Raw genomic sequence first — 15,442 nt, 5'->3', positions numbered from 1 at the left:
AATAAACCTTTTCAATTGAAAATGGATAAATTGGAGGCGCTGGAAAAATGCCTAAATGAAAACAGTTTATGGCATACGCTAGTTATTCGCCTCTTCGTCATATGTGGAAGCATACCCCATTCTTATACCCATTGGCAGCGATCATCATTTATCATATAATACTTCCATTTTCCCTTTTCATGCGTCGATTATAAGACAAGTAAAGAATACCTTTCGGAACATTCAATTACCGAGCAATGAATGGAAAAGAAAAAGCGGATCGCTTCATAAGGAATCCGCTTTCTCCCGCAAACTTGAGGGAAAAGAGTGAGAGCTAAAAAAGCCGCTGTTATTGTCTCATCCATTTCAAAATTTCTTTTGGCGTGGCATTTTTCCCATACAGTAAGATGCCGACTTTAAAGATTTTTCCGGCAAGACGCATGAAGATGAAAACACTGATGATCAAGATTGCCAATGAAATGATGATCTCAATCCAAGGCCATTCATCTAAAATGGCCAGTCTCATGATTAAAACGGCAGGTGATGTAAATGGCAAATAGCTGCCGATTTGCGCCCATGTACCGCTTGGGTCTGATGATACTGGACCGATAAAAATGAAGGACAGGAACGGAAGCATGATCACAAACCCTTGGAAATTGCCGGCGTTCGAAATATCTGTCATTGTTGCGCCAACGCCGACAAAAATCGCTGCAAATAGCAAGTATCCTAATAAGGCCAAGCAAATGAATAAAATGAGTTCGGGGACTAGTAAATAATGAAAAATAGGAAAATCTATTTTCCATAAAACAGCTGGAATCATTAAAACTAGAAAAATAGCAACTTGAATCATCCCTAATATAAAATAACCGATAATTTTTCCTTGCATAAGATCCCTTGGTGTAATGGAAGAGAGTATAATTTCGGCAATTTTATCTTTCTTCTCCTGTGAAGCGCTTTGAAAAATCATCATTCCGGTAAACACGATCGACAAGAAGATAATGCCGGCGAAACCAGCGGGAATCATCCGCTTAAGCGAATGTGTTTCTCCTTCATCACCGCCAGTTTCTGAAGGTTTGTCGATGGCTGTTTGTTTAAACACAATGCCTTTGGAAATGGCGGCAAGCTGCTGCGGCGATAAGCCTAAATGTTTCATTTGCATTACTTTTAAAGGCTCCTGAAGCAGCTGCAATTGTGTTGAAAAGGATGGAGAAATTTCTTTTGTTGTATAAACAGGTACGGAACCGGTTGTTAACGTTTTTTCGTTTAGCGATAAAAAGGCGGTGTTCCGGCTATTTTTTAGCTGTTCAGCTGCTTTGTCTTCCGTCATTCCGGTTTTGACCAGCTCAAAAGGCAGGTTATAGGCATTTACTGCTTCCTCTAAGGCTGGGAAAGCATTTAATTGATCGTTCACAAAAACTTTCACTTTCGTCATTTTTGGCGCAACTTCGGAATTGCCCGAAAAATTCCCAAGCAGAAAAAAAATCAAAAAGAGGATCGGCGTTATAAATAAACTGATAACAAATGACTTGTTTTTTAAATTTCGTTTGATTTCCCATTTTGCTACTTTTATTGTTTTACGCATCCTTTTCCCCTGCTTTCTGCAATAAATTTTTATCGGTGGCAATGTCGATAAATATTTCATGTAATGAAATGCGGTCAATGGTCAACTCTTGGATGGCCAAATGAGCCGGCAGGTTTTTTAACCAAATGGCAGGATTGATATCTTTTTCTAAATAAAGAGTGGAAACGTCCTCTTTTTGTTCGACACGCTGGACGCCGGAAATTTGTTCTAATTGGTGAAAGTCATTTTTTCCGCGGATCACACATTTAAAATTGGCGTATTTCGTTTTCACCTCGTCTAGGGAACCGTAAATAACCTTTTGCCCCCGATGAATCATAAATAATCGGTCGCACATCTCTTCTACAATGTTCATTTGATGGGAAGAAAGCAAAATGGCCGTTCCATTGCCGGCGAGAAGACGAATTTCCTCTTTGAAAAGTTCTTGGCTCACAGGGTCTAATCCTGAGAACGGTTCATCTAAAATTAACAGTTCTGGTTCATGGAGGATCGAAGCGATAAACTGTACTTTTTGGCCCATCCCTTTTGAAAGTTCTTCAATCTTTGCATATTCTTTTCCCTCAAGGCCGAATTTTTTTAAATACATCCGGGCTCGTTCTTTTGCTTTTTTCAAGGGATAATCTTTTAAATCCGCCAAATAAAGCAACACATCCATTACTTTAACATTTTTATACAAGCCGCGTTCCTCCGGTAAATAACCAATTTTATTTCGCGGAATTTGTTCGCTTTGATGGAAGGTAATCGTGCCTTCATCAGGTAACATGATTCCCATAATGCTGCGAATGGTTGTTGATTTTCCGGCGCCGTTTGGCCCTAATATGGCCATAATTTCCCCTTTTTTTACCTCAAAGGAAATGTTGTGGATAATGCGTTTGTTTTTGAATGATTTCCCTAAACGGTTGACGGTTAATACCAATTGATTTCACCATCCTAACGTTCATTTTTTAACAGAATTGAAATAACTTCTTCTAACCCTAAGGATTCCTTTTGCACCCAGTTGAATCCATTTTTTGTTAAATATGTTTCTGTTTTGTCTTGTTGATCAGAAATGACGATGCGGCCTCCTTTTCGATCTACCTCTCCCGGAATCGGTTGATTTGGCAGCGGCTGCTGCAGAAAGTACTGTTTATATTGGCTCGTAAGCTCTTCTTTTTCATATTTTCCAAGCAATTTCCCTTTCTTTAGCACAATTAAAAAATCGGCAAGTTTCCGAATGTCTTCTATTTGGTGGCTGGCGATGATCATTAATTTATCCCCGCGTTCCATCCATTCCGCTATCACATCAATCAGCATTTGCTTTGCCGGTATATCAATATGGGCCGTCGGTTCGTCCAAAATGACAATGTCTGTATCGCATGCTAATGTTAAGACATTCGCCAGTTTTTGCTGCACACCTTGCGAAAGTTTGCCAAGCGGCTTATTTAAAGGAAGTTCAAACATGTTTATGAGCTGTTTACAATAGGTTTCATTCCATGTTGGATAACAATGGGCCATTAATTCCATTAGTTCCAAACCGGTAAAGGAGCTGCAGCCAATCAATGTTTGCGGCTGGTAGGCAATTTTTTGCTTCCAGCTTTCGCCGTAGGCGGCAATTGGTTTTCCATATAAGCGGATTTGTCCATCCTCTTTTCTCATCAGTTCCATCAGCAATTTAATGAATGTGCTTTTCCCGGCTCCGTTTTCGCCAATCAGTGCATGAATGGTTCCGAGCTCGAAGGTCAGATCAATCGGGCCGAACTGAAAATCGTCGATTGTTTTGACTAAATGGCTAATTTCTAAAACGGTTTGCATTCCCTAAACCCCCTTTTCTTTTAAGTCGGCGATAATTTGTTGAAAGATTTGCTCAATTTCCGCAATGGTATAATCATGCCGGAGCGCTGTCTCAACTCCTGATAGAATAGCTTTATAAACCGTTTCCGTTTTCACTTTTTCCCTTTTCTCCGCATCGATATCTGCTACAAACGTGCCTTTTCCTTGGGTTGTTTTAATAAAACCTTGATATTCCAAATTTTGATATGCCCGTCTTGTCGTAATGATGCTAATCTCAAGGTCCTTTGACAGGGATCGAATGGATGGCAATGGTGAACCGGCGGGAAGTTGTCCGCTTGCAATTAAAGCTTTCATTTGCTCCTCCAATTGGTAATAAATCGGTTCAGGAGAATCTTTTGAAAGACGAATAGGAAGTTCCATTCAACTCCCCCCTTAACAAACATAATCGGTTTTCTTGATTCTTCTCGACATATACTTTTGCGAATAGAAAAGACCCACATAGGCAAACAAAATCGCTGCGATGCTGCTTAATATCGGCTGTTTTTCAGCCATGCTCATGGTCCAAGATACAAAACCGTTGCCGTAAAATAGATTGAACAAAGTTAAAATGGCAATGAGGCCAAATAATAAAACAAACGAATAAATAACCATTGCGGTTGTCGACATTCGAACACCTACATCACTTGCAGGAAAGGAGGCGCCGATATGAATGCCGATTGAAATCCAAATAATCATAAATGCCGCATATGTGCCAACATCTAAAGTTTCCCTAAGTTCCGGCGAGAAACAGTAGGTAAGAATGGAAATGAGAATATAGTAAGGGATGGCAAAGGTGAAAAATATAATAAATCTGCTTTTAATGAATGCCTCTAGTTTTATTGGCAGCTGGCGAAGTGTGATAATAAAAGGAGGCACCCAAAAATCACGGTTCACTTTTTGGTGATTAAAATCTTTTGGTTTCAACCACGTTGTTCCGATTCCAAACACGATTAAGAAAATCAAGTCGAGCATGACAGTGCTTCGATTCCGGACGAGATTTTCAGGGATAACGGTGCCGAAAAACATTGAAAAAAACACGGCAAGCAATGCGGTTATAGCGAATCCTAGTTTTATTTTTTTGAGTTCGAATTTTGCCAGCCACAACGCTTCCTTCCATATGGTCATCTTCCAACCCTCCACTCTAGCTGTTATACTGTGTATATTTATATATACAGTATATGACACTTTTTCCCTTTTGACCAGACTTTTTTAAAAAATAAAAAGTTTTTAAGCATACAAAAGAAGGTGTCCTAGAAGTTTGAACCTTTGGGAAACTTTTTTTGAAAAATAAAACATTAAATGGTGTACAGTTGTTTACACCGTTGCAACAGCTTCCACTTGGTATGAACGAAAGACTATTCATCAAAAGGATGGATTTTTCCATGATTAGCTTTGGGTAAATGAGAAGGAAATTGTTCTTTGGTTAATAGGTGAAGTCTTTTCCTGAAATCGCCTTACATTCAGTTAACGATTGAGGGGCTGGTGCAGAAATGCCTTATAGCTTAAAGATTTGCATCAAAAGTAAGTTTATCGAAAAAGAGCGTCTTTCCCTTTTCATTTATGAACAGCAACCAACCCCTTTTTAAACGGACGAAAGACCGCAAAATTCACCTGGAATTTCAGCGGTCTTTGCCAATGTTGTTGACTTTTCCGAAACAGGTGTTTTTTTTCGCCTGTTTCGGAAAATTTGAGCAGATCTTTTGTTTCTCCATGCTTTTTTCAGAAGCCGACTTAGTTAGAAATCTTAAATTGGCGGACAAGGCCGTGGAGGGTTTCAGCTAATTTTGCCAGTTCCTCTGAGCTTCCGGCAATTTCTTCCATGGAATTCGTTGATTGTTGAATGGCGGCGGAGGCCTGTTCAATGCCTGCGGCTGATTGTTCGGTTATCGCCGCCACTTCTTGAATGGATTTGTTCATTTGTTCGCTCGTTTCAGCAATTAAATTTAAGTTGTTTGTGACTGTTTGTATTCGTTCTGTCATTTCCCCTACTGATTCGGCTATTTGGTTAAAGGTTTCATCTGTCGTTTTGATTTGGCTTGTTCCTTGTTCAACTTCATTATACACACTTTGCAACGTATCAACGACCGTGTTGGATTCATTTTGAATATTGACGACAATATTTGTGATTTCTTTGACGGAATCGGAAACTTGTCCGGCAAGTTTTCTTACTTCTTCCGCAACGACGGCAAATCCTTTCCCGTGTTCGCCGGCTCTTGCGGATTCAATGGCGGCATTTAATGCTAAAAGGTTTGTTTGAGCAGCGATCTCTTTAATCACGGAAACCAATTTGGATATCTCTTTTGTTTGGTTATCCAAGTTATGAACTTTTTGAACCGCAACCTTCACAATTTGATCGATTTTTTCCATTTGTTTCATCGATGATCCCATTAATTGGGTGCCGCTGTTTGTCATATCAAGAACTTTATTGGAAGATTGTTCAATTAGTTTGCCATTTTCATTTGTGGACCTCTGTCAATAGATTGGACAGCCAGAATCGAGAAAATTATGCAGCTTGACCGTACATTTGTTCGTATTGAACAGGTGTAAGATACCCGATAGCGGAATGTACGCGTTTCCGGTTGTAAAAAAACTCGATGTATTCAAAAATCCGACTTTGGGCTTCCTTGCGGGTTCTGAACTTCTCTAGATAGACGAGTTCCTTTTTGAGCACGCTGTGGAACGATTCGATGCAGGCATTGTCATAGCAGTTGCCCTTGCGGCTCATGCTGCATTTCATCCCGTATTTCAAGAGCCGTTTTTGGTACTCATGAGACGCGTATTGGCTGCCGCGATCGGAATGATGCAGGACTTCGCCTTTCGGCCGTTGACGGTTGTAAGCCTGATCCAGAGCTTGTAGGACCAATTCCTTGGTCATCCGCTCATCAGCGTGCCAGCCTACGATTTTGCGCGTGTACAAGTCCATCACGCTCGCGACATAGAGCCATCCCTCGTCTGTCGGAACGTACGTGATGTCTGCCATCCAGACTTGATTGGGAGCTTGTGCCGTGAACTGTTGGTTCAGCACATTGTCATACACCGGCAGATTATGGTTCGAGTTCGTCGTCGCCTTGTATTTCTTGACGGTGCGCGACTTGAGCCCCAATTCCTTCATGATGCGGGCGACCGTTTTCTCGGATACCCGAACGCCTTGCTGGCGCAGGACTTGAGCGATCTTCGGGCTGCCGTACAGGCGACGCGAGTCCACAAAGATACGGCTAATCTGTTGTTCCAGTTCTCGGCGACGTTTCTTTCGCTCGCTTTCCGGGCGTCTAGTCCATTGATAGTAACCGCTCCGGGATACGTTCAAAACCTTGCACATCTCCGACACCGGATACTTGGAGCGGTGTTTGTGGATAAACGCAAAGATCAGTTCCGGTCTTTTGCGAAGATGTGCATCGCTTTTTTTAAAATCTCGTTCTCCATCTCGAGTTGGCGGATTCGTTTCTGCATGTCCAGAATGGTCTTTTCCTCGATTTTCAGGTTGCCGCTGCCTCGAAACGCATTGGTCGGATCTTGCTTGAATTCGTTGATCCAGCGGTACAGGGTATTGTCGGACACGCCCAATTCGCGGGCGACTTGTGCCACCGGCTTCCCCTGCTCTTGAATCATTTTCACGGTTTGGATTTTAAACTCTTTGTCGTATTTCTGACTCATCTTCGGACACCTCGACTTTGATAGGTTTATTGTCGCATTCTCGATTCTCGGTGTCCACTTTTTAGTCTAGCATCACCAATTGAAAAAGTGTGGAAGACTATATCTACTTCAGAAGGGATTGCATCTTGGTTCATGCCAAACGATTTTCAGGCAAAACTAGGACATGAATTCCACTTGCAGTCGCCTTTTGGTCCGTCGCCTTGTAAAGTAATAGAGCTTGAACCGCCTTACCGGCTTTCATTCACTTGGGATACAGAGGGGTGGATTGTAACCTTTATGTTAAAAGATTTAGGAGACAAGACGGAATTTACTCTTATACATGGCGGTTGGAAGCAGCATGACTTTGTTTTGCCTAAAGCGAATGAGAAAAGCTCTGTAGTCTGCGAGCGGATGAACCATGGCTGGGCGAAGATCGTCGAAAACCTGCAAAAGGTTGTGGTGAAGTAGTGTGTCCCCACTCGCAAGAAAGCATGACGTGTTTCAAGCGATTTCCGATCCAACCCGCAGACAAATGTTGAGGCTGCTGGCGGAAAAAAAGCGGACAATTTCTGATATGACGGCTCATTTTCCAATAAGCCGCACTGCCGTTGCGAAACATCTCAACATCCTTTCTGAGGCGGAATTGGTGCATTTTCAGAAAGTGGGAAGAGAAAAAATTTATCAATTAAACCCGGAACCTTTAAAGGAAGTAAAACATTGGCTTTCGTTTTATGAGCAATTTTGGCATAACAAGTTGGCTATTCTCAAGTATGCAGTTGAAAGCCAAGAAGGAAAGGAAACATCCGGCGACAATGAACGGGACAGCCTGTGATTCGATCAAGGACGGAGGCAGCCCCGGGTCATATGGGCGAATATTGGGGGAAATTGTTCGGTTATTCAATGGAGCTGCCAGCATAAATCGTCAAGCCAAAAGCGGGGCAAATGCCCCGCTTTAGTAATATTGAAACAAACACTTCCGTTGCCGAATTTGATTAAGTCCTGAATTTTGTGTAAGAAGGAAGCGGTTGGATTGGCCGGAATTTAGGTTTACACAATAATAGGACTTAGCCCCGAATTTCTTTAACAGATACGAACCGCAAGTTTGAATTTTTTTGTAAAAAAATCACTATTTTTAATGCAAATCCCCTCTGTAAAACGTCACGTTTAGTTGGTATAATTCACTTTGTTAAATTATGATGAAAGCAGGTGAAAATAATTGCTCTATTGCCAACAATGCGGACATCCATTAGAAGAAGAGCAAACATTTTGTACAAATTGCGGAGCAAAAACTGCGCAAGCTCAAACAGATACTGAACAGAGGAGGGATGCACGTTATTCAGGAAAACCGCTGCCGCTGCTGGCGAGCAAAAGATCTAAAATACTTGCCGGAATTGGCGTTGTCATTGTTTTGGCAATTATTAGTTCATATTTTATTTTAAAATCTATTTATAAACCGACAAGACTTGCAGAGAATTTTATTTTAGCGGTCACGAATCAAGATGCCAAAGAAGTGGCGCAATTGCTGAATTCTAAACAATCTGATGTAAAGGTGGATGAAAAATCGGCCAAACAATTGATTGAATATTATCAAAATAATCCTTCCGAATTTTCCGAACTCAAAAAGAAATTAACGGAAGATGCACTGCTTTATGAAAACGGATCGTTCCCTGAGCAAACAAGCACGGATATTGCGCTCAGTAAAGTAGGGAAAATATGGTTGTTATTTGATCGTTACGCACTAATACCTAGAAATTTATACATTGTTGTATCTGCTAATCGGAACAGCAGTATTTACATAGATGGAAAGAAAGTCGAAGATATAAAAGAAGATGAGGAACGAACTTTTGGGCCATATCTGCCAATAAATCATAAAGTTCAGGCAGAATACAAAGGTGAATATACGAACGTGAAGCAGGAAGAAACAGTATCGCCAAATGATGAAGAAGAAGAAAATAAAGTATATGTTGAATTTGATTTAACAGGAGACTATGTTTATATTTATTCCAACAATGACAATGCCGTTTTATTTGTCAATGGGAAGAGCACTGGTTTAAAAATTGCCGATCTCGAGGAATTCGGTCCAGTTCCGACGGATGGTTCCATGACGCTTCATGCTGAAGTGAAAACTGCAAAAGGTACGTTAAAAAGCAATAAAGTGAAAATTGAAGAACCGGGGGAATCCATCGAACTGTTATTTGATGAAGAAGAGATGATGGAAGACATTCCTCTCGACTCAATGGAAAATTCCGGTGATGAACAATTAGAGATTGAAAACGTGGTGATGAACCATTATTCTAATATTTCAAACGGCGATTACGAAGCGGCCTATCAACTGTTTTCCTCAAATCGGCGGAATGAAATTAGTTATGAGAAGTGGATAAAAGGGCTGCAAAATAATTTCAAAAATGAAGTTTCCGATTTAAACGTGGAAAGTATCGAAAGTGACCGGGCAACTGTCAGTTTTCATTTAACTTCTTATGACAAGAAAAAAGATGGTACGACATTAGTGCAAGAATGGGGAGGGAAATGGTATTTAGTGAAAGAATCCGACGGATGGAAATTGGATACGCCGGAAATTACAAAGCTAAATACTAGAACAGAATGAAAATGAAACATGCGTTTACATTCCTTGCTGTCATGATGATCCTTTTTCTTGCCATTGTTTTCGTTCCAAAAACGCTGCTGTTAAAGGAAAGCAGTAACCAAACAGCAGCTAAACCGCAGCGAGTGGAAATGTCAAAAGAAACAAGCAGCTCGGTTTCTTCACAGAAAGAAAACTCAAAAGAAAAAACGGAAACTTTAGAAGAAAAAGCAGCGAAAATAGTAGATTCTATGACTTTGGAGCAAAAGATCGGCCAGCTGCTCATGGTTGGTTTTAAAGGTGTGGAGAAAAATGAGGAAATCATTGATTTAATCTCAAATAAATCAGTTGGCGGTGTAATCTTATTTGACCGCAACATGGAAACGCCGGAACAAGTAGCAAATTTAAATAACTCTTTTCAGAAGCTGGCCGCCAAACAGCCGTTTTCGATTCCGCTTTTAATCGGTGTGGATCAGGAAGGGGGAGACATTTTGCGGATGAGGGATAAAGTGTCTCCCATCCCGTCTCAACAGGAGCTGGGTCAAGCGGAAAACGCGCAAAATGTGTTTGAGGTGGCTTATTTAAACGGGAAAGAGTTGGCGGCTATGGGATTTAATGTTAATTTTGCCCCGGTACTTGATTTATCAAATACCGATAGCCGTTCATTCGGAACCGATCCGGAAAAAGTCTATCATCTTGGAGAAAAGGTTGTACAAGGATTCAATAAAGCGAATATTACTGCAACATTAAAACATTTTCCCGGAAATGGAAGAAGCAAGGTTGATCCACATCTTGACACTTCTTCTGTAAAAGCTGATCAAACGGATTTGGAGAATTCGGATATTTATCCGTTTCAAAAAATCATTGAAAATGTAGATAATCAGTCATTTTTTGTGATGATCACTCATATCAAATATCCAAGCTATGACAGTGAGAAGCCGGCGAGTTTATCATCTGTCATTATGAAAAAATTATTGCGGGAAAAGCTTGACTATACAGGAATTATTGTTACCGATGATTTGGAGATGGGTGCTGTAAACAAATATTATTCATATGAAGATATGGCGAAAGAAGCAATAAATGCCGGGGCGGATTTGCTGCTCGTTTGCCATGAATATTCCCATCAAGTCGAGGTATATAATGGTTTGTTAAAAGCGGCAAAAAAAGGGGAAATTCCAGAAGAACGCATTAATGAGGCCGCAACGAGATTATTGACATATAAATTGACCCATATTCGCGATCCGATCGTTGATCCTCAATACGCAAAAGAAACGGTTGGCAGCGAAGAACATCAAAAGTTGATTGAAAACAGTTTGAAAACAAGAGAGTAGAAAATTTGGTTATCCACTGAAAAATCATTTACTCATCTGGGAGATATGCGCATTATTTTGTCTTTAAGGAGGAACGATTGAGAAAATGATATGCAAACAATGCGGAAATGAACAAGCCGGCGGGAATTTTTGCGGAAAGTGCGGAGCAAGGCTGAATGGTCAATCCTTAGGGCAAACAGCCAATTTTAGCGAAAGCGAAACCGGACAGCCTGCCGGTTATGCACAAGGAACTTCAACACAAGTGAACGAACATGTGGAAAGAGTGAAAAAGCAGTCGAAATTGTACGGCAGTTATTTTGTCAATTATCTTAAACGGCCTTCTTTCATATTCGGCAATGAACAGAATGAATGGACGAATGGCCTGATCAGCATTGTTTTATTTGTTTTCATAGCGGCTTTAACCGCAAGTGTTTTCGTCTGCAATATCTTTAAATCGGCAATGCATCACACAGGGGATTTATTTGCCGAATTTTACAACGGTCCTTCATTCTTTTCCGTATTTTTTAATGTTTTTCTTTATGCGGCCATGATCTTGATACTTGTGTTATTGTGCCTGTTTTTGGTGAATAAATTTTTTGGATCCAACGCTTCCTTTAAAGAAATGATCGCCATATATGGCGCACATCTTACAGCAGCGATTATCATTGCGCTTATTGCCTTTTTGCTGATATTGTTGAAGTCAAACGTCTATGGAAACATCTTACTGGGCATTGCCTTTTTGCTGGCTGTTCTTTTTATCCCATACTATATGATCAGTTCCTTATTAACGAAATATGCGAAAGGGATTGATCCATTGTACTCATTTTTGTTGTATGTGGTTCTATTTGCGATTGTGTTTTCGATCTTTATTGGCATTTTGGCAGATTCTGCATTGGGCAAAATCGCTGACCAATGGAGCTACTTTTGGTGATTCAAATTCCGTAGCATGAGATGCTGAAAAAAACCGTCCCCTATTCCAAGATGTTTTGGCGGGGGGCGGTTTTCAATTGGATTGATCCAAAAATCCTCTGTTCCAACAGCTGCAACTCCCCCATAAGGCCGGTTTTGATTTGAAAGATGCAAATAATTTGCGGAATGATTTGCTGTTTCAAAACGGTTTCGGGCTGACGGCTCCGAAAATAGGGGAAAGCCATCAAATTGGAAATGCGCCCCTCTGTTCGTTTGGTTATGCAATATCCTCTGTTGATTTTTCCATTTTCAGCGTGCAAATCAAGAGATGTTTGACCTGAAAAATCATAAAATGTTCACAATGATTTTATAATTTAAAAACATAGTATCATTTATGATATATTTAGGATATCTGCTCAATAGCGAGGTGTCGGAGATGCGTTTGAAACAAATCGTTCCAGTTTTTTTTCTTTTACTTGCAGTGATTCTTTCTGCCTGCAATGCAAATAAAGAACAAGCACATCAGGAGCATGCGCCGAATGGTGACTTGTGGGAAACAACCGCTTCCAGAGACGTATTGCCAACGTTTTTAAAAAGCCAAAGCGAAGAGATTCAATTGGTGTATCAAGCAGCCGGCCAATCAACAGAGTTGTTGCAATGGATTCCTTGCTATTGCGGCTGCGGCGAGAGTGCAGGGCATAAAAGCAGCATGAACTGCTTTGTGAAAACCGTCAACAAAGATGGTTCTGTTGTCTGGGATGACCACGGAACACGCTGCAATGTTTGCCTGCAAATTGCGGCGGAATCTATTAAATTGAAACAAGAAGGGAAATCCGTTCAAGAAATCCGTCAATATATTGATGAAAAATACAAAGAGGGCTACGCAGCGCCTACGAACACGCCAATGCCTTCCTAATTTTCAGATTGAGAATGTATGAAATGCAAAAAGGGTATGTCTCAAAAGTCCATTTTCCTGTCACCTGTTTGCAAATAAAAGATCCAAGAATGTTGATTTGACAGCATTCTTGGGTCTTGCTTTTTCATGATTTGGGATGAAAAACTACTTTTCGGCCCCCCCAGCGCTTTAAAAATGAAAGAGATTCGTTGTTGCAGCTCCTCTATATCAATTGTTTGCGAATAAAACTTCCGGCATGAGGTTGAGATGAAATCGGATGTGTTGTTGATGTTTTGCCGGCTGTTTTTTATGTATCTTGGTTCGCCTGTTCTTCATACCTCTCCCCTCTCTTTATCGTGGCGATTTTGCGAGCTCCGAAGAGAAATTCATATTTTCTCAGAAAAAAAGGAAGCTTCATTTTTTACCTTTCAAAAGAATCAATATTAAATTTGAGCATAAATATTTTTTCATGACTAAAGTGTTCAACTGCTTTTCATAATCGAGGTGCTCCTTGCGCACTTTTTAATGGCTGATGAAGATTCCATCAAAAATCAGCCATAAAACATGATACTATTGTATTAGGCATTAGATCCATGATTATGGTCAATCGGGGGGAGAACTTTGTCGGAAGTGAAAAGCAGTCAGCGGTTGTTGAAATTAAAAGAAATTCTTTTCAGGGAAACAGATGAAGATCATGAACTTTCAATGAAGAAGATCATCGAAAGTCTGCAGCGGGAATTTGGTTCAGACGTTTCATTTGATCAAAGAGCGATTAAACGGGACATTGAAGCATTAAATGATGCGGATTTTGAAGTTGTCATGAATACCGGGCAGCACGGCAAAGCGCTCTACAGCCACCAAGACCGCTTATTTGAAACATATCAACTTCGGCTCATTGTCGATGCCATTTTATCGGCGCGTTTTATTACGGAAAAAGAGAAAAAAATGTTGATTCAAAAAGTAAAAAAGCTGACAAGCAAATATATTGCAAAATCATTACCAGACCCGCTCATCTTTCACCAATCAGTCAATATAAATTACAATTTAATTAAATTGAACATTGATCATATTCACCAAGCGATTTCGAAACAGCGCGTACTAAAGTATCAATATGGGAAGTACAACGTTGATAAAAAATTTGTATTTCACAGGGACGGCAGGTGGTATGAAGTAGAACCTTATGCGCTCATCTGGCAAAACGATTTTTATTATTTAATCGGCAAATACATTCCGAACGGGGAATTCCGCCATTACCGTCTAGATCGAATGAGAAATGTCGTTGTAACAAGCCGCACCTTTCAGCGGGAGAAGCTCGATATAAAAGAATATATCGACAGGACGTTTCACATGTTTTCCGGCGAAGATCAATGGATTAAAATTCAGTTTCATCAAGAACTGATCAATGTTGTGTTGGATCGGTTTGGTTTGGACGCCGATATCCGTAGAATCGGCGACGAACATTTTCTGTTAACAACAAAAGCAAAAATAAGCTCAGGCCTCGTTGGCTGGATTTTAACATGGGGGCATAAAGCAAAAGTCCTTTCACCTGATCATTTACTTGAAGAGGTGAAACGGGAAATCAAGCTTATGCAAAATGTCTATCAAGAAGAATCGATCGAATCCCAACTTTAGTTGTACCATTTTTGGCACATCTTTTTTTATATAATAAAAATGAAATGATCAATGGAGTTTTATTTACCGAATGCTCCGTTGTCATTTCCTCTTCCCCAATAAGAGAGTGGTGTGCGGCACCACTCTCTTATAATGTTTATGTGAGAACATATCATAAATTCATTTGTACATGGAAAATTTTTTGCGATTAAATCTTTGCCATCAATACGAAAGGACTCTATGATTAAAAGGAAAAAAAGCTGGCTAAAGTTTACGGTGGTGTGTTGCCGCAAGAAAGCATCGCCAATGCGATTCAACCAAGGGGAAAACGGAAACTGAACTTGTTCATAGTGCAAATAGTATTCATTTCAAAAAGTGGTTGCAACCCACCAAATTATTTCCTCATAAACGTGTTTCACAAGAATCATCGATTGCGTCTGATTCAGCAGAGAACCGGCAAAAAGGGGTATTTTCCATTTTATTAAAATCAAAACAACTAACGTGAAACCCGTACTCTTCGTTTAAAAAATGTTTCGGAACGGCACACAGTACAATAGGCGAAGTTAAATGTTTTTATAGACTATTAGGGACATTAACAGTCAAGGTGTACCAGATTTGGAACACCTTATTTGATATAGTGATATTAATAAGATCGGTTTTGTTATAAAATATAATAATGTATAAATATGTAAAAGGGAGGTGAAAATGTATATGGAATTTAGCGAAACTTGACAGATGATCACGAAAATAAATTGAAATCGTTTTCGATAAAGTCCTGCGGTAATATGTCAAGGTGAATAATCATAGAAATTGGAAATTCCCTTGTCCGATGATCCGAAAAAAGGCAATACTGAAGAAACCCAGTATTTGCACATGTAATAAACTAGGTCAAAAGGTTGATATTGGTATACCAGATCGATCCTTTTATCGATCTTCCCCTTTTCTTGGCGTGTAGATTTGACCGTTGCGTAGCAGCGCATCGATCAAACGCACGAGTTTTCTAGCGGTGAGGACGAGGGCTCGTTTATGTTGGTGTTTTGGCACTTCCTCATACTTCTCCCGGTAGTACGCACGAAACGTCGCATCATGCCGTTGCACCGAGTTGGCAGCCTCCACTAGGTAGTAACGGAGATAGC

Annotated in this window: 14 protein-coding genes and 1 pseudogene; 7 read left to right on the top strand and 8 right to left on the bottom strand. The window is 40.3% G+C overall.

All coding sequences use genetic code 11. The annotated features are described in order from the left end of the window. Window positions 1-328: 328 nt before the first annotated feature. From AC0KTX_RS11945 to AC0KTX_RS11915, 7 genes are all read right to left on the bottom strand, one after another. Complete coding sequence (locus AC0KTX_RS11945) at window positions 329-1,561, bottom strand: ABC transporter permease (RefSeq protein ID WP_474252398.1); 1,233 nt, start codon at window positions 1,559-1,561, stop codon at window positions 329-331. Then, window positions 1,554-2,474, bottom strand: a complete 921-nt coding sequence (locus AC0KTX_RS11940; RefSeq protein ID WP_474252397.1) for an ABC transporter ATP-binding protein — start codon at window positions 2,472-2,474, stop codon at window positions 1,554-1,556. The genes AC0KTX_RS11945 and AC0KTX_RS11940 overlap by 8 nt, the downstream gene beginning before the upstream one ends. A 14-nt stretch (window positions 2,475-2,488) precedes the next feature. Beyond that, window positions 2,489-3,349, bottom strand: coding sequence for an ATP-binding cassette domain-containing protein (locus AC0KTX_RS11935; RefSeq protein ID WP_474252396.1), 861 nt, complete (start codon window positions 3,347-3,349; stop codon window positions 2,489-2,491). A gap of 3 nt (window positions 3,350-3,352) precedes the next feature. Beyond that, window positions 3,353-3,748, bottom strand: a complete 396-nt coding sequence (locus AC0KTX_RS11930; RefSeq protein WP_474252395.1) for a GntR family transcriptional regulator — start codon at window positions 3,746-3,748, stop codon at window positions 3,353-3,355. 12 nt (window positions 3,749-3,760) lie between these two features. Then, the gene (locus tag AC0KTX_RS11925; protein WP_474252394.1) at window positions 3,761-4,492 is read right to left on the bottom strand and encodes a hypothetical protein; all 732 of its coding nucleotides are present in this window, start codon (window positions 4,490-4,492) and stop codon (window positions 3,761-3,763) included. A gap of 606 nt (window positions 4,493-5,098) precedes the next feature. Next, complete coding sequence (locus tag AC0KTX_RS11920) at window positions 5,099-5,743, bottom strand: methyl-accepting chemotaxis protein (RefSeq protein ID WP_474252393.1); 645 nt, start codon at window positions 5,741-5,743, stop codon at window positions 5,099-5,101. 127 nt (window positions 5,744-5,870) lie between these two features. Further along, a protein-coding gene (locus AC0KTX_RS11915; protein WP_474252392.1) for an IS3 family transposase occupies window positions 5,871-7,021 on the bottom strand; the annotation gives its coding sequence in 2 pieces (ribosomal slippage) (window positions 5,871-6,775 and window positions 6,775-7,021; 1,152 coding nt in all). Between the two features lie 36 nt (window positions 7,022-7,057). On the opposite strand from AC0KTX_RS11915, the gene AC0KTX_RS11910 reads away from it, so the two are divergent. The 7 genes from AC0KTX_RS11910 to AC0KTX_RS11880 all read left to right on the top strand — a co-directional run bounded on the left by AC0KTX_RS11910 (window position 7,058) and on the right by AC0KTX_RS11880 (window position 14,327). After that, window positions 7,058-7,468, top strand: a complete 411-nt coding sequence (locus AC0KTX_RS11910; RefSeq protein ID WP_474252417.1) for an SRPBCC family protein — start codon at window positions 7,058-7,060, stop codon at window positions 7,466-7,468. A gap of 1 nt (window position 7,469) precedes the next feature. Further along, window positions 7,470-7,832 carry an ArsR/SmtB family transcription factor gene (locus tag AC0KTX_RS11905; protein WP_474252391.1) on the top strand — a complete coding sequence of 121 codons (363 nt, stop codon included), beginning with the start codon at window positions 7,470-7,472 and terminating at the stop codon, window positions 7,830-7,832. Window positions 7,833-8,216: 384 nt separating this feature from the next. Beyond that, a complete protein-coding gene (locus AC0KTX_RS11900; RefSeq protein WP_474252390.1) occupies window positions 8,217-9,605 on the top strand; it encodes a zinc ribbon domain-containing protein in 1,389 nt (462 codons plus the stop codon). 2 nt (window positions 9,606-9,607) lie between these two features. Next, window positions 9,608-10,912 carry a beta-N-acetylhexosaminidase gene (gene nagZ, locus AC0KTX_RS11895; RefSeq protein WP_474252389.1) on the top strand — a complete coding sequence of 435 codons (1,305 nt, stop codon included), beginning with the start codon at window positions 9,608-9,610 and terminating at the stop codon, window positions 10,910-10,912. An 85-nt stretch (window positions 10,913-10,997) separates the two neighbouring features. Beyond that, window positions 10,998-11,822: a hypothetical protein gene (locus AC0KTX_RS11890; protein ID WP_474252388.1), complete on the top strand. Its 825-nt coding sequence runs from the start codon at window positions 10,998-11,000 to the stop codon at window positions 11,820-11,822. A gap of 414 nt (window positions 11,823-12,236) precedes the next feature. Next, the gene (locus tag AC0KTX_RS11885; protein ID WP_474252387.1) at window positions 12,237-12,716 is read left to right on the top strand and encodes a PCYCGC motif-containing (lipo)protein; all 480 of its coding nucleotides are present in this window, start codon (window positions 12,237-12,239) and stop codon (window positions 12,714-12,716) included. Between the two features lie 609 nt (window positions 12,717-13,325). Then, window positions 13,326-14,327: a helix-turn-helix transcriptional regulator gene (locus AC0KTX_RS11880; protein ID WP_474252416.1), complete on the top strand. Its 1,002-nt coding sequence runs from the start codon at window positions 13,326-13,328 to the stop codon at window positions 14,325-14,327. A gap of 903 nt (window positions 14,328-15,230) precedes the next feature. On the opposite strand, the pseudogene AC0KTX_RS11875 reads toward AC0KTX_RS11880, so the two are convergent. Further along, window positions 15,231-15,442, bottom strand: a pseudogene (locus tag AC0KTX_RS11875) (IS110 family transposase); the annotation flags it as partial.

Source organism: Aeribacillus sp. JST-2, from assembly GCF_056032925.1.
The sequence above is the reverse complement of the archived record's forward strand: the minus strand, read 5'-3'. Positions and strand labels throughout refer to the sequence as shown.

Bases quoted from the DNA above. Each gene is read 5' to 3' on its own strand.
- AC0KTX_RS11945 (WP_474252398.1), bottom strand. From the start codon at position 1,561: ATGCGTAAAACAATAAAAGTAGCAAAATGGGAAATCAAACGAAATTTA.
- AC0KTX_RS11935 (WP_474252396.1), bottom strand. From the start codon at position 3,349: ATGCAAACCGTTTTAGAAATTAGCCATTTAGTCAAAACAATCGACGAT.
- AC0KTX_RS11920 (WP_474252393.1), bottom strand. From the start codon at position 5,743: ATGAAACAAATGGAAAAAATCGATCAAATTGTGAAGGTTGCGGTTCAA.
- AC0KTX_RS11890 (WP_474252388.1), top strand. From the start codon at position 10,998: ATGATATGCAAACAATGCGGAAATGAACAAGCCGGCGGGAATTTTTGC.
- nagZ (WP_474252389.1), top strand. From the start codon at position 9,608: ATGAAACATGCGTTTACATTCCTTGCTGTCATGATGATCCTTTTTCTT.
- AC0KTX_RS11930 (WP_474252395.1), bottom strand. From the start codon at position 3,748: ATGGAACTTCCTATTCGTCTTTCAAAAGATTCTCCTGAACCGATTTAT.
- AC0KTX_RS11885 (WP_474252387.1), top strand. From the start codon at position 12,237: ATGCGTTTGAAACAAATCGTTCCAGTTTTTTTTCTTTTACTTGCAGTG.
- AC0KTX_RS11925 (WP_474252394.1), bottom strand. From the start codon at position 4,492: ATGACCATATGGAAGGAAGCGTTGTGGCTGGCAAAATTCGAACTCAAA.